The sequence below is a fragment of the Nocardia sp. NPDC046763 genome (assembly GCF_040645495.1).
In the GTDB taxonomy this organism is placed as follows: domain Bacteria; phylum Actinomycetota; class Actinomycetes; order Mycobacteriales; family Mycobacteriaceae; genus Nocardia.
Genome location: NZ_JBEYYI010000034.1, coordinates 33,440 through 54,231 on the forward strand (window position 1 = coordinate 33,440; position 20,792 = coordinate 54,231).

Sequence of the window (20,792 nt, forward strand, 5' to 3'; positions counted from 1 at the left end):
CTCCGCGCCACTATAGGGACTCCCCGGTCCGATCGGTCGCATTCCGCCCGCCGGACGGGCCGATGGCTCAGACCGCGGAGACCGCGCCGGCCCGGCTCACGGCGGCCGCGCCGGGTGTCCGGCCCGCGGCGGCGCACTGCTCGGAGGTGAAAGCGACTGCCGCGCCGAGGACTTCGAGCTCGACCCGGTCGCCGACCGCGGGCGCGTCCACGCTCACCCGGCGCACCTGGATGGGTTCGGGGCAGCCGTCGAGGTCGAGGGTGAGCAGGACATCCGCACCCCGGAATTCGAGGGCGCGCACGGTGGCGCAGCCGGTGTGGCCGTCGGTGGCCGCGCGGGCCAGCAGCTGTTCGGGCCGCATCATGATCGCGCCCGCACCGGTCGGCGCGTTCACCTGCACGGGGATCCGGCCGAGCACGGTCTGTGCGGTCTCCGTGCCGATGGTGGCGTCGAGAAGCACTGTGTCGCCGAGGAATCCGGCCGTGAACAGGTCCGCGGGGGCCGCGTACACCTGCTCCGGCGTACCGACCTGGGTGAACCGTCCCGAGCACATGACCGCGACCTGGTCGGCGAAGGACAGCGCCTCCTCCTGATCGTGGGTGACCAGGATGCTGGTCATGCCCGCGGCGCGCAGGGTCTCGGCGACGGCCTGCCGGGTGGCGGCGCGGAGTCCGGTGTCCAGGGCGCTGAAGGGCTCGTCCAGCAGCATGAGGTCGGGTTTGCGGGCCAGGGCGCGGGCCAGGGCGACGCGCTGCTGCTGACCGCCGGAGAGCTGATGCGGCCGCCGGTCCGCGTAGGACGGGTCGAGCGAGACCATGTCGAGCAGTTCGGCGACGTGCTGCCGGTGCTTGCGCCGCGCGCCCAGTCCCCCGCCGAGCCCGTAGGCGATGTTCTGCCCCACGGTCAGGTGCGGGAACAGCGCCCCGTCCTGCGCCACATAGCCGATTCGCCGCCGGTGCGACGGCACCGAGAAGCCTTGGCGGGTAATGGTTTCCCCGCCGATGGATACGGTTCCGGCGTCCGGGTTCTCGAATCCGGCGATCACCCGCAGCAGCGTGGTCTTGCCGCATCCGGAGGATCCGACCACCGCCGTGGCGCTGCCGTCGGCGACGTCGAGGCTGATGCCGTCGAGCACCGGCGCCGGTCCGAAGGTCTTGCGAACCTGGTCTACGACAAGACGACTCACAGTCCCGCCGCCTTCCTGGATTGGGTGAACAGCAGATAGGTGACCGGCACCGACACGATGATCATGATCAGCGCGTACGGCGCGGCGGCCGCGTAGTCCAATTCGCCCGACAGCTGCCAGAACTGCATGGCGAGGGTGTTGGTGCCGTTGGGGGCCAGCAGCAGGGTGGCGGTCAGCTCGGTGGCCACGGCCACGAACACCATGGCCGCCGCCGCGGCCGCCGCGGGCGCGGTGAGCCGCAGGGTGACGCGGAAGAAGGTGGCGGCCGGCGACTTTCCGAGCGCTTGCGAGGCCTCCTCCAGCCCGACCGGTACCTGCGCCAGCCCGGCACGCACGCTCACCAGCGCGCGCGGCAGGAACATGAGCGTGTAGGCGGCCAGGATGGTCGCCGCCGTCTGATAGAGCGCGGGCAGCCAGCGAATCGACACGGTCACCAGCGCCAGCGCGATCACGATGCCCGGCAGCGAACTGGTGATGTAGTTGGCCCCCTCGATGATCCGCGCGAACCGCGAGGTGGAGCGCACGGCGACCCAGGCCACCGGGAAGGCGCACAGGGTGGTGATCACCGCGGCGGTGGCGGCCAGACCGATGGTCTGACCGAGGGATTCGCCGATATCGGTGGTGTTCCACACCGCCGAGCCACCGATCTTCAGCCACCGTCCGATGGTCCACAGCGGCACGCCCAGCGTTGCCGCCAGCGCGGCGGCCAGCAGCGCGAACATGGGAATCTTGGTCAGTCCCAGGCGAATCCGGTTCGCGCCCCGCTGCGCGCCGCCGCCGATCCGGGCGTAGCGGGCCCGGCCGCGCACGGTGGCCTCACCGGCCAGCAGCACCAGGCACAGCACCACCAGGACGCCCGAGAGCGTGCTGCCCGCCGCGCCCGCGAAGCTGGACTGGTACTGCTGGAAGATGGCGGTGGTGAAGGTGTCGAACCGGATCATGGCGAAGGCGCCGTACTCGGCCAGCAGGTGCAGCGAGATCAGCAGTCCGCCACCGAGAATCGCCAGCCGCAGCTGCGGCAGCACGATGCGTGCGAAGACGGCGACCGGCCCGGAGCCGAGGGCCCGGGCCGATTCCTCCACGGCGGGATCCAGCCGTCGCAGGGTGGCCGCTGCCGGGAGGTACACCAACGGGAAGTACGAGACCGTCGAGACGAGCACGCCCGCCCAGAGCCCGTGCAGCGAGGGGATGGCGCTGACCCAGCCGTAGCTGTTGACGAAGGCCGGAACCGCGAGAGGGGCCGCGAAGATCGGGCCCCACCAGGCCGCGCCCGGCACGTCGGTGCGTTCCACGATCCAGGCCAGGCCGACGCCCAGCGCCACGCAGATCGGCACGGTCAGCACCACCAGTTCGGCGGTGTTGCGCAGCAATTCGGCCACGCGCGGGCGGAACACCAGCTGTGCGGTCTCGTGCCATCCGGTCGAGACCAGGGTGGACACGATGTACCCCAGCGGCACGAAGGTGGCCGCCACCATGAGCAGGGCGGCGATCGTGACGATCGCCCCGGGCCGGATGGCCGTTGCCAGAGAGGCCCTGCTGGGCAGGTCCTTCGCGGCCCGGGTGGGTACAGCGGTCCGAACAGCCACGGTTAGAGCAGACCCGCCTCGGTCATGAGCTGCGTGACCTTCTTGGCGTCCAGCTTGCTCGGGTCGATCTTGGGCGCGTCCAGCGAGGCCAGCGGCGGCAGCGCCGGGTTGGCAGCGACGTCGGAGGCCACCGGGTACTCCATGGAGTCACCGTCGCGCAGCACCTCCTGGCCCTGCTTGGAGGTGATGAAGTTCAGGAACTTCTGGGCGTTGGCCTGCTTCTTGCTCGACTTCAGCACGCCGCCGCCGGAAAGAGAGACGAAGGCGCCCGGGTCCTGGTTCTTGAAGTAGAACAGCTGGGTGTTGCCGCTGTTCTCCTTGGTCTTGGCCTGGTCGCGGTACCAGTAGTAGTGGTAGATCACGCCGCCCTCGAACTGGCCGGAGTTGGCGCCCTTCATGACGGTGGTGTTGTTCTGCGAGATGACCGCGTTGTCCTTCATGCCCTTCAGCCACGCCTTGGTGGCGTCCTCGCCCTTCTGGGCGAGCAGGGCGGCGACGATGGCCTGGAAGTCCGCGCCGGAGGCGGCGCCGCTCCAGCGGCCCTTCCACTGCGGCTGCTGCAGATCCAGCAGCGACTTGGGCAGCTGGTCGGCCGGGAGCTTGGCGGTGTTGTAGACGAAAACGGTGGAGCGCGCGGCGATTCCGGTCCACTTGCCGGTGGAGGGGCGGAACTGGTCCGGCACCTGCGCCAGGGTGTCCTTGTCGACATCGGAGAACAGGCCGGCGTTCTCGACCACTGCCATGGCCGGGGAGTTCTCGGTGAGGAAGACGTCGGCGGGCGAGTTCTTGCCCTCGGCCACGATCTGGTTGCCGAGGTCGGTGTCACCGCCGTTGCGGAGGGTCACCTTGATGCCGGTGTCCTTGGTGAACGCGTCCACCCACTCCTTGGTGAGGGATTCGTGTTGCGCGTTGTAGACCAGGATCTCGTTGTCTTTCTCGGACGAGCTGGAGCAGGCAGTGGTCGCGCCGAGCACCGCGATCGCCGCCAGTGCACCGGACACCAGTTTCCATCGAGCCGCCGTCATGACCGTCCTTTCCCTTGCCCAGCCTCGCCTATGAGGTTTGCCTAACCAACGTACCGTCCCAGGTCGCGGGTTCAAATGCCACCCCACCAATCGACACGGAATCGCTGTAGTCTGCGTGCGTTCCCGGGTACGGCCCCGGACGGACAGCAACCGAAGATCGGCCGGAGTCGAAGGATCTCGATGAGCTTGCAGCGGCGTACCCCCTTGACCATCGGACTCGGCGTGGCCGCCGTGGTGCTCGTGGGAGGTGGCATCGCCGCCGCGGTGACGTTGAACGGCAAGGACTCCGGACCCAGCGACGACAAGCGCGTCGAGACCGCGGTGCGCGATTTCTACGACGCGCTCTCCACCGGGGGCGCGTCGCAGGCCGTCGGCAAGACCTGCGCCGGCGACCGCGCCCAGTACGACGCGCTGCCCGAAGCCCAGAAGAAGGCCATGGACCAGGGCAAGATCTCCATGAAGGTCGATTCGGTGCAGGGCATCACCATCACCGGCGACCACGCCACGGCGGTCACCCTGGGCACCCTCACCCTGCCCGGCACCGCCGACAGCAAGCGTTCCACCGATGAACACCTGCGCAAGGAAGACGGCGTATGGAAGGTCTGTTCCACCGACGCGAAGTAGGACGGTCATGAGCTGCTGCGGCCCGAACCGGCGGCAGCTGCTGAGCCTGCTGGCGGCGGCGACGGCCCTGCCGCTGGCTGCGCCGAGTCCGGCTCGGGCGCAGCCGGGTTCGCTGGTGGCGACCGATCTCGAGGTCGTCACCATTACCGAGCAGTCGGCCGTGTTCACCTGGACGACGCTGGGCCCGGACGCGGATGGCAACCCCGTTCCGGTCGAGACCGAAAGCGAAGTCTGGCTCGCTCCCTCGGACGGGAGCGGGCTGCGGCTGGTCTTCGGCGACCCGCAGCCGACCGCCTATCACTACGCCGAGGTCACCGGGCTCGAGCCCGGGCGCGCTTATCGGTTCGAGGCGCGCTCGCAGGGCATCGCGGCCGCGCCCGCGCCGAATGTCGCCACCGGCCTGCCGAATACGCCGGAGGCGCAGGGGGTCTTCACCACGCTGGTGCCGCCGCCGGGCCGGCTGCTGCGAACCCTCGCCCTGTCCAATGACATTCACTTCGGCGAGGAGGTCAGCGGGCTCATCACCGCGGGCCTGCCGCCCGGCGTGCGCCAGGAGCCCGGTCTCGCACCGTATCCCGAGATCATGCTGACCGCGCTGCTCGACGATATGCACCGCCCCGATCGCGCCGTCGACCATCTGCTGCTCGCCGGTGACCTCACCGCCGAGGCCACCCCGGACCAGGTGCGTGGCGTCCACACCCACCTCGCGAACTGGGGTGCGCCGGGCCGGGACTGGTTCGCCGCCCGCGGCAACCACGACCGCCCGCACCTGGGCTCGGACTACGCGAACTGCGGCCCCTACCTCGACCACCACGACTGCTGGGGTGATTCCTTCACCGCCCGACAGCAATTGGCGGCCTTCGAGGTCGGCGAGCTGCGCCTGATCGCCCTGGACACCACCCAGCTCGACGCCCCCGGCGGCACCGTGGACCGGTCGCAGCTCGACGAGCTGCGCGACCGGCTCACCGGCGACCCGGACCGTCCCACACTCGTTTTCGGCCATCACCCGGTCACCACCGAGTCCGGCTGGTCCAATCTGGCCGGACCGAGCTTCATTCTCGATGCCGCGAATGCCGCCGAGCTGCAATCGATCTACCGCTCGGCGCCCGGCGTCTTCCTGCACCATGCCGGGCACACCCACCGCAACCGCCGCACGCGGCCCGATCTGCCCATTCCGGTCGAATTCCTGGAAGTGGCGGCGGTCAAGGAATATCCGGGCGGTTACACGCTGCTGCGCCTCTACGAGGGCGGCTACATGCTGAATTTCTACAAGACCCGCACCGAGGCCGCGCGGCGCTGGAGTACGCGGTCACGGGGCGAATACTTCGGTCTGCTGCCCGAATACACGCTGGGCACGACCGCCGACCGCAATTTCGTGGTGCCGCGCGATCTTTCCGGCGTGACCGCGAGCTGAATGCGAGAACGCCTCCCGTGTTCGCACGGGAGGCGTTCTCCGATGGAGCGACCGACGGGACTCGAACCCGTGTGACAGGCTTTGCAGGCCTGCTCCTGACCAACTCGGACACAGCCGCAGGGTGTACCCAATAGTGCGGCGAATCGGGCCTGCGGCCGAGGTTTTGAATCACCGTGATTTCTATACGCCCCGCGAATCGGCTCGGCGTTGCGACCAACCCGTTCGCGACGTGCGATGATCGGGTCATGTCTCGACCACGTCCACTGCCACTCGACCCGATCGAGGAGGCGCACCGTCAGTGGATCGAGCACGGCTGGGGGGACGTGGCCGACGGAATGGCGGCGGTGACTTCGCTGGTGCGGGCGCAGCAAATCGTGATGGCGCGGGTGGACGAAGCCCTGCGGCCGTCCGGTTTGACCTTTTCTCGGTACGAGTTGCTGATGCTGCTGAGTTTCAGCAAAACCGGCGCGCTGCCGATGGCGGTGGCCAGCGCCCGCCTGCAGGTGCACCCCACCTCCGTCACCAACACCGCGGACCGGCTGGAGGCGGCGCACTTGGTGAAACGTGTGCCACATCCCAGTGACCGGCGGGCGACGCTGATCGAAATCACCGATGCCGGAAGAGAACTGGTGGCCAGGGCCACCACCGAGCTGAACCGGCGAGTTTTCGCCGAGGCCGGACTGCCGCCGGAACGCCTGCAATTGCTGCTGCAATTGCTGTCCGAGTTCCGGCAGAGCGCAGGCGACTTCGATCCGGGTAGCGCGCCGACACGATGGGCCGGTCAGTAACCGGTCAGCGACCCAGCAGCCAATTTCCTGCGTCATAGTCTTGGATTCGGCTCGCAAAAGGTTCACCATTGAGGCCATGGTGCTGGTCCTCGGGGTGTCGGCGGGCGCTGCTGGCGCACGCGCCATGCTCACCCATTCCGACCAGCCTCACCTGCCTCCCATCGACCGCTGCAAGGTCCAGCGCCGGACCGGTGATCGCGGCATGGAGGACCCCGTCTTCGAGGCCATCCAGCAGATGCGCACATCGGCCGCCGAGCGCGACGAATTCATTACCGGCATCGCCGTGACCTGCCGCTCGGCCACTCAAGCCGAGGCCATCCGCACCGCCGCGGGCCGCAACCCCCTCACGGTCATCGATGAGCCGGTGGCCCAGCTCCGATATCTCCGATTCACCCGGAAGCTACCCAGCGAGGGTTCGGTTCTGCTCTACGACCTGGGCGCGTCGGGACTGACCCTCACCCAGATCGACTGCCGCAACGATGCTGTCCTCGCCACCAAGCGCAGCACCGTCCTGGGCGGCGACGGCCATGACGCCCTGCTGCGCTGGCTGCTCACCCGCGCCGGGGTCACCGTGGATCTGGCCACCACCCGCCGTCAGAAGGAGGCGTTGGCCTCCGAGCGCGTCCTGGCCGTCTGCGACCCGATCACCGGGCAGCGCACCGTGGTCACCCGCAGTGATTTCGCCGAACTGGTGGAAGCGGGCATTCATCACTCGGCGTCCTTCGTCCGCCACATGATCGACGAGACCGGCATCCAGCCCACCGGGATGGCGCTGCTGGGCGGCTGTACCCGCAACAAGAGCATCCGGGACGAGCTGAAACAGCAGCTGGGCTATCCGCTCATCTACGATCCCGAACCCGAATTCGTCTCCACCCGCGGCGCGGTCCTGCTGGCCGCCGAGCGGCCGTCGGCCCGCAGCATCCGCAGCATGCACCTGACCCCGGCCGCCACCTCCCACGAGGCCCCCGCCACCTCCCCCGTCTCCCGCCGCAAACTCGTTGCGGCAGTGGCGGTTACCGCCACGCTGGGCGGCACCATCGTGGGCGCGCTGGCCATGAACCGCGACGGCGGCGACCACACCGACGGCAAGCCCCCGACCGTAGAGGTCGTCGGCCCGCCGAAACACGGCTGACCGCAACCATTCACGGCTGACAGCGAATGGGGTTCGGGGACCTGGTCCCCGAACCCCATTCAGCAGTAATGGAATTCGCTCACCGGTTGGTGAAGTTCGCCGGGCGCTTCTCGACGAAGGCGGTCATGCCTTCCTTCTGGTCCTCGGTCGCGAAGAGCGAGTGGAAGACGCGGCGTTCGAAGCGCAGGCCCTCGGTGAGGGTGGTTTCGAAGGCGCGGTCGACCGCTTCCTTGGCGATCATGACCGACGGCAGCGACATGGAGGCGATGGTCTCGGCGACCTCCATGGCGGTGGCGACGAGGTCGGCGGCGGGGACGATGCGCGAGACCAGGCCCGCGCGTTCGGCTTCCTCGGCGTCCATATTGCGGCCGGTGAGAATGAGGTCCATGGCCTTGGCCTTGCCGACAGCGCGGGTGAGGCGCTGGGAGCCGCCCATGCCGGGGATGACGCCGAGCTTGATCTCGGGCTGCCCGAACTTGGCGGTGTCGGCGGCGAGCAGGATGTCGCACATCATGGCGAGCTCGCAGCCGCCGCCGAGGGCGTAGCCGGCGACCGCGGCGATGATGGGCTTACGGAACGCGACCAGTCGGTCCCAACCGGCGAAGTGGTCGGCCAGGAACATGTCCATATAGGACTTGGACTGCATCTCCTTGATGTCCGCGCCGGCGGCGAAGGCCCGGTCGGACCCGGTCAGCACGACCGCGCCGACCTCGTTGTCGTTCTCCAGCTCGTCGAGGGCAGCCGAAATGTCGGCCAGGACCTGCGAGTTCAGCGCGTTGAGGGCCTTCGGCCGGTTCAGCGTGATGAGGGCGACCCGCCCCTTGCGCTCCAGCAGAATGGTCTCGAAGTCTGTCACGCCGTCTCTCCCTCGGATCGCTTGCGGATATCGGTGACGATAGCCGAGAAGTCCTTACCCGCTTCGTCCTGGTTGAAGCGGCTGTAGATCTCCGCCGCCAGCTGCCCGATCTGCCCGTCGACGCCATTGGCCCGCAGCGCGTTCGCCGCGAGACCCAGATCCTTGGACATGAGCGCGGTCGCGAAGCCGGGCTGGTAGTCATTGTTGGCCGGGCTGGCCGGAACCGGCCCGGGCACCGGGCAGTAGGAGGTCAGCGCCCACGACTGCCCCGAGGCGGTGGACACCACGTCGAAGAACTTGTCGTGGGTGAGCCCCAGCTTCTCGCCCAGCACAATGGCTTCCGAGAGGCCGATCATGGAAATGCCCAGCAGCATGTTGTTGCAGATCTTGGCGGCCTGACCCACGCCCGCGCCGCCGCAGTGCACGACCTTGCCGCCCATGACCTCCAGCAGCGGCAGCGCGTCGGCGAAGTCGGCCTCCGCGCCGCCCACCATGAAGGTGAGGGTGCCCGCCGCCGCACCCGCCACACCGCCGGAGACCGGGGCGTCCAGTGCCCGATGTCCCGCGGCCGCAGCGAGTTCCGCGGCCTGCTTGGCATCGGCGACGTCGATGGTGGAACAGTCGACGAACAGGGTGCCCGGCTTGGCGGCCGGGAGGATCTCGGCGTAGAGGTCGAGCACGGTGCGGCCGTTGGGCAGCATGGTGATCACGATGTCGGAGGCCGAAACCGCTTCCGCGGCAGTGGCGACCACGGTCGCCCCGTCCCGGCGGGCCTGATCCTGTGCGGCGGGCACCGGGTCGAAGGCGAGGACGTCGTATCCGGCCTCGACCAGGTTGGCGGCCATGGGTCCACCCATGTGGCCCAGCCCCAGGAACCCGACCTTGGTGTTGTTGCTCATTGCTCGTCCTTCAATGTTCAATTCGCCTGAAACAGCTGCGGCGCTCTATTCGCCTGAAACAGGTGCGGCCAAACCCAATTCACGATCGCCGAGCGCGCCGAAGTAGGCGTCAACGTCGGCGTCGGTGACGTCCGCCAGGGTGGCGGGCGACCACTGCGGGTTACGGTCCTTGTCGATGACCTGGGCGCGGATGCCCTCCACCAGGTCGTGGGTGTTCAGGGAGGCGACGGAGACCCGGTACTCCTGGTTCAGCGCCGTCTCGAGGTCGGCAGCCGAGCGCGCATCGCGCAGCGAGCGCAGCGTGACCTTCAGCGCCACCGGCGATTTCGACAGCACGTCGGCGGCGGCCTTGGCGGCCTCGGCCCGGCCGTCGAGCTGCAGCCGGTGCACGATCTCCTCGACGGTGTCCGCGCTGTAGCAGGAGTCGATCCACTCCTGCTGTGCCACGAACTCCGAGACCGGTGCGGGCTGTGCGAACTTGGCGATGGCCACGTCGACCTCGGCGGTGGTCAGCGCGTCCAGCAGCGCCGGAATGTGTTCCGACGGAACGAAATAGTCGGCGAACCCGGCCGCGATGGCGTCGCCGGCGGACATGCGCGCGGTGGTGAGCGCGACATGGGTGCCGATCTCGCCGGGCGCGTGCGCCAGCAGGTAGGTGCCGCCGACATCCGGGATGAAGCCGATGCCGGTCTCGGGCATGCCGACCATGGACCGCTCGGTCACGATGCGGTGCGAGGCGTGCCCGGACAGGCCGACGCCGCCGCCCATGACGATGCCGTCCATGACCACGACATACGGCTTCGGATAGCGGCCGATGAGGGCATTGAGGATGTACTCGTCGCGCCAGAACGTGCCGCTCGGGGAATCCGCGGCCACCTCCGGCGAATCACCCTGGGCCACAGCGTGCTTGGCGTCATTGTGGATGGCGACGATGTCACCACCCGCGCACAGCCCGCGCTCGCCCGCCCCGGTGAGCACCACAGCGCGCACCTCGTCGTCGTCCGCCCAGGCCCGCAGCGCGTCCAGGATGGTCAGCGCCATCGGGTGATTGAGCGCATTGATGGCCCGGGGCCGGTTGAGCGTGATCAGGCCGAGGCCGTCGCGCTGCTCGATCAACACCTCGGGTTCGTGCACCGTGCTTTTCGATGCCTCAGCGCTCATGCTGCTCCTACCACCGAGCGGGCGACGACCACCCGCATGATTTCGTTCGTGCCCTCGAGAATCTGATGCACCCGCAGGTCGCGGACGATCTTCTCGATGCCGTATTCGGCCAGGTAACCGTAGCCACCGTGCAGTTGCAGGGCCTTGTTGGCCACCTCGAACCCGGCGTCGGTGGCGAACCGCTTGGCCATGGCGCACAGCTCCACCTTGTCGGGGGCGTCGGCGTCCAGGGCGGCCGCGGCCCGCCACAGCAGGGTGCGGGCGGCCTCCAACGAGGTGCGCATATCCGCCAGCTCGAATTGCAGGGCGGTGTTGTCCAGCAGCCGCGAGCCGAAAGCCTTGCGTTGGGCCATGTAGGCGACGGTCCGGTCGAGGGCGGCCTGTGCCCCGCCCATCGAGCAGGCGGCGATGTTGAGCCGCCCGCCATTGAGGCCGTTCATGGCGATGCGGAAGCCGTTGCCCTCCGCGCCCAGCAGGTTGGCCGCCGGGATCCGGGCATTGTCGAGAATGACCTGCCGGGTGGGCTGCGCATTCCAGCCCATCTTCTTCTCGTTGGCCCCGAAGGACAGCCCGGGCGTATCGGCCGGGACGATGAACGCCGAGATCCCGCGCGCCCCTTCGTTTCCGGTGCGCGCCATGATCACGTACACGTCGGTGCTGCCCGCGCCGGAGATGAATTGCTTGACGCCGGTGAGCAGGTAATCGTCACCGTCACGGACGGCCTTGGTGCTCAGCGCCGCCGCGTCGGAGCCGACGCCCGGCTCGGTCAGCGCGTACGACGCCAGCAGGTCCATGGAGCTCAGCCCCGGCAGCCACCGATTGCGTTGCGCCTCATCGCCGTACGTGTCGATCATCCACGTGGCCATATTGTGGATGGAGATGTAGGCGGCCACGGCCGGGCAGCCGGTGGCCAGCTGCTCGAAGATGCGCACGGCGTCCAGCCGCCGCAGCTCCGAGCCGCCCACGTCCTCGCGCACGTAGATGCCGCCCAGGCCGAGCGAGCCCGCCTTGCGCAGCACATCCACCGGGAAGTGCTTGCGCTCGTCCCATTCCAGGGCATTGGGCGCGAGCAGCTCGTCGGCGAAGGAGCGGGCGGTCTCGACGATCGCCTTCTCGTCCTCGTCAAGTACGAACATGCGTCAGTCCATGGTCGGGATGACGAAGGCGTTGGCGGCGGAGCTTGCGGAGCCGCCCGGAAGCACAGCCTCCTTTCGACCCGAAGGCCAGCGCTGCGTCACCGTCTTGGTCTTGGTGTAGAAGCGGATCGAGTCCGGGCCGTGCTGGTTGAGGTCGCCGAAGCCGGAGCGCTTCCAGCCGCCGAAGGTGTGGTAGGCGATCGGCACCGGGATCGGCACGTTGATGCCGACCATGCCGACCTGCACGCGGGCGGCGAAGTCGCGGGCGGTGTCGCCGTCGCGGGTGAAAATGGCGACGCCGTTGCCGTATTCGTGCTCGTTGGGCAGGCGCAGCGCCTCTTCGTAGTCCTTGGCGCGCACCAGGGCCAGCACCGGGCCGAAGATCTCTTCCTGGTAGATCCGCATCTCCGGGGTGACGCGGTCGAACAGCGAAGCGCCCGCGAAGAATCCGTCCTCGCCGCCCTCGACCACCAGGCCGCGTCCGTCGATCACCAGTTCCGCGCCCTCGTCGACGCCGATCTGGACGTAGTTGTTCACCCGGTCCACGCCGTCGCGGCCGACCAGCGGGCCGAAGTCTGCGCCCGGGTCGTCGGAGACGCCGACATTGAGCTTGTTGATGCGCTCGATGAGCTTGGCGCGCAGGCGATCCGCGGTCTCCTCGCCCACCGGCACGGCGACCGAGATGGCCATGCAGCGCTCGCCCGCGGAGCCGTAGCCCGCGCCGATGAGCTGGTCCGCCACATCGTCGAGGTCGGCGTCCGGCATCACGATGGCGTGGTTCTTGGCGCCGCCGAAGCACTGGGCGCGCTTGCCGTTGGCGGAGGCCGTCTCGTAGATGTACTGCGCGATCGGGGTGGAGCCGACGAAGCCGACGGCCTTGATGCGCTCGTCGTGCAGCAGCGTGTCGACGGCTTCCTTGTCGCCGTTGACCACATTGAAGATGCCCGCGGGCAGCCCGGCCTCGAGGAACAGCTCGGCCAGGCGCAGCGGCACCGAGGGGTCGCGTTCGGAGGGCTTGAGCACGAAGGCATTACCGCAGGCCAGCGCCGGTCCGGCCTTCCACAGCGGGATCATGGCCGGGAAGTTGAACGGGGTGATGCCCGCGACCACGCCCAACGGCTGCCGCATGGAGTACACGTCGATGCCGGTACCGGCACTCTCGGTGTACTCGCCCTTGAGCAGGTGCGGGATGCCGACGGCGAATTCGATGACCTCGAGCCCGCGTTGGATGTCGCCCTTGGCGTCGGCGATGGTCTTGCCGTGCTCGCTGGAGAGCAGCGCGGCCAGCGAGTCCATCTCGTCCTGCACCAGGGTCAGGAACTTCATGAGGATCCGGGCCCGCTTCTGCGGGTTCATGGCGGCCCAGGCCGGCTGCGCGGCGGCGGCATTCGCGATGACCGCCTCGACCTCGCTCTTGCTCGCCAGCGGCACCCGCGCCTGAACCTGTCCGGTGCTGGGGTTGAACACATCGCCGAAGTTGCCCGAAGTTCCCGGGACGTGCTTCCCGCCTACGAGGTGAGTCAGTTCGCGGACCATGCCAATCTCCAAGTTCTCAGCCTGTCTCGATGCTTGCGCGCCGATTGCGCGGTCTGTGGCGATCCTATAGTTGGACATCCAAGTATTGGCTGTGGGATAATTCACAGCACCTAGAGAGCCTCCGAGAGTTGGAGCAACCGCATGCCCGATCTGCATGTCCCGGTTCATCCAGTGCGGTTCGTGACCGCAGCGGCGCTGTTCGACGGCCATGACGCGGCCATCAACATCATGCGAAGAATTCTGCAGGCCCAGGGAGCCGAGGTGATTCATCTGGGGCACAACCGGGCCGTGCGCGAAGTCGTGGACGCGGCCGTCACCGAGGACGTGCAGGGCGTCGCGGTCAGCTCGTATCAGGGCGGGCACATCGAGTACTTCGAGTACCTGGCGTCGGCCTTGAAAGAGGCCGGGGCCGAGCACGTGAAGATCTTCGGCGGGGGCGGCGGGGTGATCATTCCCGAGGAGATCGCGCGGCTGGCCGAGTCCGGGGTGACCATCTTCTCGCCGGAAGACGGGCAGCGGCTCGGGCTGCCCGGGATGATCAATCGCCTGATTTCGGCTTGCGACGTGGACCTTTCGCACACGCCCGCGTCGGTGGAGGCGGTGCTGAGCGGGGATCGGGCGGCGCTGGCGCGGACCCTCACCTGCCTGCAGCAGGGGATGCTACCGGAAGCGGACCGGGCGGCGCTGACGGCCGCGGCGGCCGGGCGGCACGTGCCGGTGCTGGGCATCACCGGCACCGGAGGATCCGGAAAGTCCTCTCTCACAGACGAACTCGTGCGGCGGTTGCGTACGGATCAGCAGGACAAGCTGCGCGTCGCAGTGCTGGCGGTGGACCCGACCCGACGGCGCGGCGGGGGTGCGCTGCTGGGCGACCGGATCCGGATGAACGCTCTCGACGGCGAACGGGTCTACTTCCGGTCGCTGGCCACCCGGGGTGAGCGGGAACTGCCGCGCGATATCGACACCATGGTGATCGCCTGCAAGGCCGCGGGATTCGATCTGGTGATCCTGGAGACGCCAGGCATCGGCCAGGGTGATGCGGCCATAGCCGAGCACGTGGACGTGTCGCTGTATGTGATGACGCCGGAGTTCGGCGCGGCCTCCCAGCTCGAGAAGATCGACATGCTCGATTACGCGGATGTGGTGGCCATCAACAAGTTCGAGCGGCGCGGGGCCGAGGACGCGCTGCGCGATGTGTCGCGGCAGCTGGTGCGGAATCGGGAGGAGTTCCACGCGATGCCCGAGGACATGCCGGTCTTCGGCACCAGCGCGGCGACGTTCAACGATGACGGGGTGACGGCGCTCTACCAGCACCTGGGCGGCCTGCTCGCCGAGCGGGGGCTGCCGCTGCAGGAAGGCGCGCTGCCGCGCGTGGCCACCCGCACCTCCACCCGCTTCGCCCAGATCATTCCCCCCGCCCGCGTGCGCTATCTGGCCGAAATCGCGGAAGCCGTAAGGGATTACCACGCCGGGACCGCGCGCGCGATGGATGCGGCGCGACGCGTCCAGCGCCTGGAGCAGGTGCTCGCCGAGCTGCCGGGAGGCGGTGCGCTCCCGGCCACCGGCGATGCCGTCGCGTCCGATGCGGTCGCGTCCGACGCTGCCGGGGAGGTCCTGCGCGAGCTGCTCGCGCAGGCGCGCGCCGACCAGACACCGGAAACCGCCGCGCTGCTGGCGGAATGGCCCGCGGTCGCGGAATCGTATCGGGGCGACGAACAGGTCGTGCGGATCCGCGATCGGGAGCTGCGGACCGTGCTGCGCCGGGCGACACTGTCCGGCAGCTCGATTCCCCGGGTGGCGCTCCCCCGCTTCACCGATCACGGTGAGCTGCTGCGGTTCCTGCGGTCGGAGAACCTGCCGGGACGCTTCCCGTTCACCGCCGGGGTGTTCCCGTTCAAGCGGGACAACGAGGATCCGGCGCGCATGTTCGCGGGCGAGGGCGATGCCTTCCGCACCAACCGACGGTTCAAGGTGCTCTCCGAACACGCCGAGGCCAAACGGCTTTCGACCGCCTTCGACTCGGTCACGCTGTACGGGCACGACCCGGCCGAGCGGCCGGACATCTACGGCAAGGTCGGCACCTCCGGGGTGTCCATCGCCACCCTCGATGATATGAAGGCGCTCTACGACGGGTTCGACCTCGACGCGCCCACCACGTCGGTGTCCATGACCATCAACGGTCCCGCGCCGACGATTCTGGCCTACTTCCTCAATGCCGCCATCGATCAGGCGGTGGCGGAGTTCGCGGCCGAGCAGGGCCGCGAGCCCACCCCCGACGAGGCGGCCGGCCTGCGCACCCGCACCCTGGCCACGGTGCGCGGCACCGTGCAGGCCGACATCCTCAAGGAGGACCAGGGCCAGAACACCTGCATCTTCTCCACCGAGTTCAGCCTGCGCATGATGGCCGACATCCAGGAGTGGTTCGTACGCAACGGCGTTCGCAACTTCTACTCGGTGTCCATCTCCGGGTATCACATCGCCGAGGCCGGAGCGAACCCGATCAGCCAGCTGGCCTTCACGCTGGCCAATGGCTTCACCTATGTGGAGGCGTATCTCGCGCGGGGCATGGATATCGACGACTTCGCACCCAACCTGTCGTTCTTCTTCTCCAATGGCATGGACGCCGAGTACTCGGTGATCGGCCGGGTGGCGCGGCGGATCTGGGCGATCGCCATGCGCGACCGGTACGGGGCCAACGAGCGGTCGCAGAAGCTGAAGTACCACGTCCAGACCTCCGGGCGGTCGCTGCACGCACAGGAGATGAGCTTCAACGACATTCGCACCACGCTGCAGGCGCTCATCGCGGTGTACGACAACTGCAACAGCCTGCACACCAATGCCTACGACGAGGCGGTCACCACACCGACCGAGGAATCGGTGCGCCGGGCGCTGGCCATCCAGCTCATCATCAACCAGGAGTGGGGGCTCGCGATGAACGAGAACCCGCTGCAGGGCAGCTTCATCATCGACGAGCTGACCGATCTGGTGGAGGAGGCGGTGCTGCGCGAGTTCGAGCGGATCAGCGAGCGCGGCGGCGTGCTCGGGGCCATGGAGACCGGCTATCAGCGCGGGCGGATCCAGGACGAGTCCATGCTCTACGAGCGGCGCAAGCACGACGGCAGCCTGCCCATCATCGGGGTCAATACCTTCCGCAACGGGCAGGAGGAAGCACCTCGGGTGCTGGAATTGGCCCGCGGCACCGAGGCGGAAAAGCAGTCTCAGCTGCAACGGGTCCGCGAATTCACCGATCGGCACCGGGATGCGGCGCCGGCGGCGCTGGCCCGGCTCGCGGCGGCCGCGGCGAGCGACGAGAACGTTTTCGAGGTGCTGATGGATGCCGCGCGAGTGTGCACACTCCAGCAGGTCACCGACACCTTCTTCACGGTGGGCGGTCAATATCGGCGCAATGTCTGAGCACCCGGTCCGGAGGCCATCATCCGCGATGGGCGCGTGCAGGGTTTCGAGCTCGACAGAGCGGATGACCACGGGTGATCGTCGTCGACGCCGCCGCTCATCGTTCCGACCGCATAACGGGGACGACAGGCTGACCGGGCCGCGGCGGGTGGTTCCGATGTCTGATTTCCGGGTCTGATTTCCGGAGCGAGGACGCATCGGCGTGGAACAATCCGGGGCAGGCCTACCCAGGCGGAAGGGACCTCATGGACCTTGCGGGAATGACTGTCGTGGACGCCCACATTCACCAGTGGGATCCGCTCACCACGCCACGCGAGTTCAGCGGGCTGGCGAAGCTGTTCCGCTATGTGCCGGTGCCGATCGATCTGGCGAAGCGGCTGGCGCCGCGGCGCGACCGCGAATTCGTCGGGGATCCAACACCTGTCATCCATCCGTACCTGCCGCGCGACTACCAGGAAGACGCCGGGGACGTGCCGGTCGAGGCCATCGTGCACATCGAGGTGGAGTGGGTCGGCAAGGGTCCGCTCGGGTCCGCTGACGAAACCCGGTGGGTGAGCAGCCTGCCCTTCGGCGTGGACACCCCCGCGCTCGGGGCGATCATGGGCGCGGGCGACCCCACCGCCGCCGAGTTCGCCGAACTGCTCGACGCGCACCGGGCCGCCTCGCCGCTGTTCCGAGGCATTCGCGCCCGCGTCGAGTACCACCCGGACCCCGATGTCCGCGCGACCTGCAAGACGCCGGGCCTGCTCACCTCCCCCGCCTTCCTGGACGGCTTCGGCGCGCTCGCCGATCGCGGGCTCGCGTTCGAGGCGTGGGTGTACTCGGGGCAACTGCCCGAGGTGGCCGCGCTGGCCGAGCGTTATCCCGACACCACCATCGTGCTCAACCATCTCGCTACGCCCGCAGGCATTTTCGGGCCGGTCGGGCGGAACACCGGGCGCAATCCCGGGCAGCGGCGCGAGCTGTTCGTGCGCTGGCGCGACGACCTCACCGCTCTCGCCCAGCACGCCAATGTGGCGGCCAAGGTGAGCGGCCTGATGATGCCGATCCTCGGGCATCCGGTGCCGCGGCGGGGTCAGCCGACCCCGGTTCCGGTGCTGCTGGAACGGATTTCGCCGATGCTGGAGCACGCGCTCGACGTGTTCGGGGCCGATCGGCTCATCTGGGGCTCGAATTTCCCGGTGGACAAGCCGATTACGAGCATCCCGAATGCCGCGGAGGCGGTGGCCACCGCGCTGGCCGGGCACGGGGCCGACGACAAGGCCATCGAGCAGATCTTCCGCCGCAATGCCGAACGGGTGTACGGGATCGACGTGCTCTGAGCCCGCTCCCCGGACGAATTTCGGTGTCTGCCTTTGCCGGAGGGTCGCTGTGGCTATCGTGATGCGCCATGGAACGGATCCTGCGGATCGGAATGGGTTTCTGGGAGTCCCGGACCTTGCTCAGCGCTGTCGAACTCGGGGTGTTCACGGTGCTCGGACATCGGCAACTGACCGCGGAGCAGCTACAGCGCGAACTGGGCCTGCATCCGCGGTCCGCCCGCGATTTCTTCGACGCGCTGGTGGCCATGGAGATGCTGCGGCGCAGCGACGACCGGTACGCCAATACCGCCGACACCGCCACCTACCTGGACAGCACCGGCAGCGAGTACATCGGCGGCTTCCTGGAGATGGCCGCGGCCCGGCTCTATCCGTTCTGGGGCCGGCTCACCGAGGGCCTGCGCACCGGACAGCCGCAGAACGAGGCCCGCGACGGCGGCGAATTCTTCACCGCGCTCTACCGGGATCCGCAGCGGCTCTATGATTTTCAGCGGGCCATGACCGGGCTGTCGCTGCCCAGTGCGCACGCCCTCGCCGAGGTGTTCCCATGGCATCGCTGGAAGTCGGTGGCCGATATCGGCACCGCCCAGGGCGCGCTGTTGCGCACCGTCCTGGAGACCAATCCGCACCTGTCCGGCATCGGCTACGACCTCCCGGCGGTGGAGCCGATCTTCACCGAATACAGTGCGCCGGTGGCGGATCGGGTCACCTTCCGGTCCGGCGACTTCTTCACCGATGACCTGCCCGAGGCCGATGTCCTGGTCTTCGGCCACATCCTGCACAACTGGGACCTGCCCACCAAGCTCATGCTGCTGGAGAAGGCCCACCGCGCCCTCCCCGACGGCGGCGCCATCCTCGTCTACGAGTCGCTCATCGACGACGACCGCCGTACCAATCTCTCCGGCCTGCTCATGAGTCTCAACATGCTCATCGAAACCCGCGGCGGCTTCGACTACACCGCCGCCGATCTGCGAACCTGGCTGGCCGACACCGGTTTCCGCGACCCCCAGACCGAACACCTCGCCGGGCCGGAGTCCATGGTCTGGGCGGTCAAGTAGCGAATCGGCCGGGCGGCCAGCATCACTCAGCCCGGCAGGGCGAGGTACTGCGCGCCGAGAAGATCGGCGGTGTGGCTGACGTGGTCGACGATGCGGGTGGCGTCGGCGTCGATGGCGCCGGTGCGCCAGGCGGTCAGGAGTTCGATGAAGCCGCCGATGCCCATGAGAACGCCCATGCGCAGGTCGGATTCGTCGACGCCGGGGCGCAGGTAGGGGCGGGCGGTGGCGATGAGCAGGTCGGTGGCCTCGGTGAGCATGGCGGTGCGGCGCTCCTCGAGGATGCGGCTGCCGGCATGGTCGCCGAAGAGGATACGCGCCGGGCCCTCCGACTGCAGGGCGACCGCGCGGGCGATGGCGACGCGCAGAATGCCCAGCGCCGGATGCTCCAGGTTCTCGGCGACCACAGCCGAGAGTTCGGCCAGCACCTGGAATCCGACCTCGTCCCAGACCGCGCCCAGCAGTTGGTCGCGGTCGGCGAAGTGCTCGTAGAAGTAGCGGTCATTGAGGCCCGCGCGGGTGCACACTCCGCGCATGGTTACTGCGGCCCAGCCGTTTTCGAGCCAGATGTCCAGCGCCGCCGCGATCAGCCGCTCGCGGCGCTCGGCGCGGCGTTCCTCCTGGGTGCGGCCGCCCCAGGTGCCGCCGCGCCGGGTCGGCGCGGGCCCCGGGGACGTGTTGGCGGCTGCCGGTGCGGGCACGTCCATAGTTGACAAAATAGCGCACCGGGAGCCTAATTGGTGGCAGGTGCGGCCAGTGGTGGCATACGCCACCAATTGACTGCCCGGACGGCACGGCCCGGGAGTTCCCATGCGACTCAACCCCTTCGGCGGATCCCGCCGTACTCAGCAGGCGGACGCGGTGGTGACAGGCGCGGGCAGCGGCATCGGCCGCGCCTTCGCGATCGAGATCGGCAAGCGCGGTGGACGGGTCGTCTGCTCCGACATCGACGCCGGGCGCGCCCGCGACACCGCCGAAATGATCGGCGACACCGGGGGGAAGGCCTTCGACACCGTCTGCGACGTGCGCAGCCTGGACCAGGTGACCGTGCTGGCGAACACCGCCGAGGAATGGTTCGGCAAGAACGCGGATCTGGTGATCAACAATGCCGGTATCGGGCGCGGCGGCACACTCATCGGCGAAACGCCGCCCGCGGAATGGCATCAGGTGCTCGACGTCAATCTGTGGGGCGTCATCCACGGCTGCCATGTCTTCGCGCCCCGGCTGCGCGCGGCCGGGCACGGCTCGATCGTGAATGTGGCCTCCGCGGCCGCCTTCGGGTCCGCGCCGCGCATGGGCGCCTACAACGTGAGCAAGGCCGGGGTGCTGGCGCTGTCGGAGACGCTGGCCGCGGAACTGTCCGGCACCGGCGTCACCGTCACCGTGCTGTGCCCCACCGGAGTGCGGACCAACATCCTGGAAGGCGTGGAGATCGGCGACGAGAACATCCAGCTCTGGGGCGACCGCCTCATCCGCTGGACCGGACGCCCGCCCGCGGCCATCGCCCGCGCCGCCCTCGACGCGGTGGATCACGGTCAGCTGTACGTGGTCCCGCAGCTCGAGGCCAAGGCGATCTGGCAATCCAAGCGACTGCTGCCCGAGACCTACACCCGCGCCGCCGGATTGCTGGAGCGGCTGGTGCGGTAGCCACAGCGGCAAGG

17 protein-coding genes and 1 tRNA gene are annotated in these 20,792 nt (G+C 68.6%); 8 read left to right on the forward strand and 10 right to left on the reverse strand.

The window, feature by feature from the left end; genetic code table 11:
* Window positions 1–67: 67 nt before the first annotated feature.
* The 3 genes from ABZ909_RS37510 to ABZ909_RS37520 form a co-directional block, all read right to left on the reverse strand.
* Window positions 68–1,186, reverse strand: coding sequence for an ABC transporter ATP-binding protein (locus ABZ909_RS37510; RefSeq protein ID WP_357009844.1), 1,119 nt, complete (start codon window positions 1,184–1,186; stop codon window positions 68–70).
* Window positions 1,183–2,661, reverse strand: a complete 1,479-nt coding sequence (locus tag ABZ909_RS37515) for an iron ABC transporter permease (RefSeq protein ID WP_357009958.1) — start codon at window positions 2,659–2,661, stop codon at window positions 1,183–1,185. Before ABZ909_RS37515 ends, ABZ909_RS37510 begins: the two co-directional genes overlap by 4 nt.
* A 113-nt stretch (window positions 2,662–2,774) precedes the next feature.
* Window positions 2,775–3,797: an iron ABC transporter substrate-binding protein gene (locus ABZ909_RS37520; protein WP_357009847.1), complete on the reverse strand. Its 1,023-nt coding sequence runs from the start codon at window positions 3,795–3,797 to the stop codon at window positions 2,775–2,777.
* Window positions 3,798–3,977: 180 nt separating this feature from the next.
* Between ABZ909_RS37520 and ABZ909_RS37525 the strand changes: the two genes are divergently transcribed.
* Window positions 3,978–4,421, forward strand: coding sequence for a hypothetical protein (locus ABZ909_RS37525; RefSeq protein WP_357009849.1), 444 nt, complete (start codon window positions 3,978–3,980; stop codon window positions 4,419–4,421).
* 7 nt (window positions 4,422–4,428) lie between these two features.
* Window positions 4,429–5,835 (forward strand): metallophosphoesterase, encoded by a 1,407-nt coding sequence (locus ABZ909_RS37530; protein WP_357009852.1) that lies wholly within the window; start codon window positions 4,429–4,431, stop codon window positions 5,833–5,835.
* A 43-nt stretch (window positions 5,836–5,878) separates the two neighbouring features.
* On the opposite strand, the gene ABZ909_RS37535 is transcribed toward ABZ909_RS37530, so the two are convergent.
* Window positions 5,879–5,953: transfer RNA gene (locus ABZ909_RS37535), tRNA-Cys, on the reverse strand.
* Window positions 5,954–6,080: 127 nt separating this feature from the next.
* Here ABZ909_RS37535 and ABZ909_RS37540 point away from each other — a divergent pair.
* Together ABZ909_RS37540 and ABZ909_RS37545 are read left to right on the forward strand one after the other, a co-directional pair.
* Window positions 6,081–6,623, forward strand: coding sequence for a MarR family transcriptional regulator (locus ABZ909_RS37540; protein ID WP_357009855.1), 543 nt, complete (start codon window positions 6,081–6,083; stop codon window positions 6,621–6,623).
* A gap of 76 nt (window positions 6,624–6,699) precedes the next feature.
* Window positions 6,700–7,755, forward strand: coding sequence for an Hsp70 family protein (locus ABZ909_RS37545; RefSeq protein WP_357009858.1), 1,056 nt, complete (start codon window positions 6,700–6,702; stop codon window positions 7,753–7,755).
* Window positions 7,756–7,834: 79 nt separating this feature from the next.
* Here ABZ909_RS37545 and ABZ909_RS37550 read toward each other — a convergent pair whose 3' ends face one another.
* Genes ABZ909_RS37550 through ABZ909_RS37570 form a run of 5 tightly spaced genes read right to left on the reverse strand, consistent with a single transcriptional unit; the run spans window position 7,835 to window position 13,343 of the window.
* Complete coding sequence (locus tag ABZ909_RS37550; protein WP_357009861.1) at window positions 7,835–8,611, reverse strand: enoyl-CoA hydratase; 777 nt, start codon at window positions 8,609–8,611, stop codon at window positions 7,835–7,837.
* Window positions 8,608–9,510 carry a 3-hydroxyisobutyrate dehydrogenase gene (gene mmsB / locus ABZ909_RS37555; RefSeq protein ID WP_357009864.1) on the reverse strand — a complete coding sequence of 301 codons (903 nt, stop codon included), beginning with the start codon at window positions 9,508–9,510 and terminating at the stop codon, window positions 8,608–8,610. Before mmsB ends, ABZ909_RS37550 begins: the two co-directional genes overlap by 4 nt.
* A 45-nt stretch (window positions 9,511–9,555) precedes the next feature.
* The gene (locus ABZ909_RS37560; protein ID WP_357009867.1) at window positions 9,556–10,671 is read right to left on the reverse strand and encodes an enoyl-CoA hydratase/isomerase family protein; all 1,116 of its coding nucleotides are present in this window, start codon (window positions 10,669–10,671) and stop codon (window positions 9,556–9,558) included.
* Window positions 10,668–11,807: an acyl-CoA dehydrogenase family protein gene (locus ABZ909_RS37565; protein ID WP_357009870.1), complete on the reverse strand. Its 1,140-nt coding sequence runs from the start codon at window positions 11,805–11,807 to the stop codon at window positions 10,668–10,670. Before ABZ909_RS37565 ends, ABZ909_RS37560 begins: the two co-directional genes overlap by 4 nt.
* Window positions 11,808–11,810: 3 nt before the next feature.
* Complete coding sequence (locus ABZ909_RS37570) at window positions 11,811–13,343, reverse strand: CoA-acylating methylmalonate-semialdehyde dehydrogenase (RefSeq protein ID WP_357009874.1); 1,533 nt, start codon at window positions 13,341–13,343, stop codon at window positions 11,811–11,813.
* A gap of 141 nt (window positions 13,344–13,484) precedes the next feature.
* Between ABZ909_RS37570 and icmF the strand changes: the two genes are divergently transcribed.
* The 3 genes from icmF (at window position 13,485) to ABZ909_RS37585 (ending at window position 19,134) form a co-directional block, all read left to right on the forward strand.
* Window positions 13,485–16,757: a fused isobutyryl-CoA mutase/GTPase IcmF gene (icmF, locus tag ABZ909_RS37575; RefSeq protein ID WP_357009877.1), complete on the forward strand. Its 3,273-nt coding sequence runs from the start codon at window positions 13,485–13,487 to the stop codon at window positions 16,755–16,757.
* A gap of 260 nt (window positions 16,758–17,017) precedes the next feature.
* Window positions 17,018–18,079, forward strand: a complete 1,062-nt coding sequence (locus ABZ909_RS37580) for an amidohydrolase family protein (RefSeq protein ID WP_357009880.1) — start codon at window positions 17,018–17,020, stop codon at window positions 18,077–18,079.
* Window positions 18,080–18,147: 68 nt separating this feature from the next.
* Entirely contained in the window at window positions 18,148–19,134 is a 987-nt protein-coding gene (locus ABZ909_RS37585) for a methyltransferase (protein WP_357009883.1), read from the forward strand.
* Window positions 19,135–19,160: 26 nt separating this feature from the next.
* On the opposite strand, the gene ABZ909_RS37590 is transcribed toward ABZ909_RS37585, so the two are convergent.
* Window positions 19,161–19,838: a TetR/AcrR family transcriptional regulator gene (locus tag ABZ909_RS37590; RefSeq protein WP_357009886.1), complete on the reverse strand. Its 678-nt coding sequence runs from the start codon at window positions 19,836–19,838 to the stop codon at window positions 19,161–19,163.
* A 103-nt stretch (window positions 19,839–19,941) separates the two neighbouring features.
* Between ABZ909_RS37590 and ABZ909_RS37595 the strand changes: the two genes are divergently transcribed.
* Window positions 19,942–20,778, forward strand: coding sequence for an SDR family NAD(P)-dependent oxidoreductase (locus ABZ909_RS37595; protein WP_357009889.1), 837 nt, complete (start codon window positions 19,942–19,944; stop codon window positions 20,776–20,778).
* Window positions 20,779–20,792: the final 14 nt, after the last annotated feature.

Excerpts from the sequence above, each read along its gene's own strand:
- ABZ909_RS37515 (WP_357009958.1), bottom strand. The coding sequence starts at position 2,661 with ATGGTGGCGGCCACCTTCGTGCCGCTGGGGTACATCGTGTCCACCCTG.
- ABZ909_RS37520 (WP_357009847.1), bottom strand. The coding sequence starts at position 3,797 with ATGACGGCGGCTCGATGGAAACTGGTGTCCGGTGCACTGGCGGCGATC.
- ABZ909_RS37525 (WP_357009849.1), top strand. The coding sequence starts at position 3,978 with ATGAGCTTGCAGCGGCGTACCCCCTTGACCATCGGACTCGGCGTGGCC.
- ABZ909_RS37530 (WP_357009852.1), top strand. The coding sequence starts at position 4,429 with ATGAGCTGCTGCGGCCCGAACCGGCGGCAGCTGCTGAGCCTGCTGGCG.
- ABZ909_RS37540 (WP_357009855.1), top strand. The coding sequence starts at position 6,081 with ATGTCTCGACCACGTCCACTGCCACTCGACCCGATCGAGGAGGCGCAC.
- ABZ909_RS37545 (WP_357009858.1), top strand. The coding sequence starts at position 6,700 with ATGGTGCTGGTCCTCGGGGTGTCGGCGGGCGCTGCTGGCGCACGCGCC.
- mmsB (WP_357009864.1), bottom strand. The coding sequence starts at position 9,510 with ATGAGCAACAACACCAAGGTCGGGTTCCTGGGGCTGGGCCACATGGGT.
- ABZ909_RS37560 (WP_357009867.1), bottom strand. The coding sequence starts at position 10,671 with ATGAGCGCTGAGGCATCGAAAAGCACGGTGCACGAACCCGAGGTGTTG.
- ABZ909_RS37565 (WP_357009870.1), bottom strand. The coding sequence starts at position 11,807 with ATGTTCGTACTTGACGAGGACGAGAAGGCGATCGTCGAGACCGCCCGC.
- ABZ909_RS37570 (WP_357009874.1), bottom strand. The coding sequence starts at position 13,343 with ATGGTCCGCGAACTGACTCACCTCGTAGGCGGGAAGCACGTCCCGGGA.
- icmF (WP_357009877.1), top strand. The coding sequence starts at position 13,485 with ATGCCCGATCTGCATGTCCCGGTTCATCCAGTGCGGTTCGTGACCGCA.
- ABZ909_RS37580 (WP_357009880.1), top strand. The coding sequence starts at position 17,018 with ATGACTGTCGTGGACGCCCACATTCACCAGTGGGATCCGCTCACCACG.
- ABZ909_RS37585 (WP_357009883.1), top strand. The coding sequence starts at position 18,148 with ATGGAACGGATCCTGCGGATCGGAATGGGTTTCTGGGAGTCCCGGACC.
- ABZ909_RS37590 (WP_357009886.1), bottom strand. The coding sequence starts at position 19,838 with ATGGACGTGCCCGCACCGGCAGCCGCCAACACGTCCCCGGGGCCCGCG.
- ABZ909_RS37595 (WP_357009889.1), top strand. The coding sequence starts at position 19,942 with ATGCGACTCAACCCCTTCGGCGGATCCCGCCGTACTCAGCAGGCGGAC.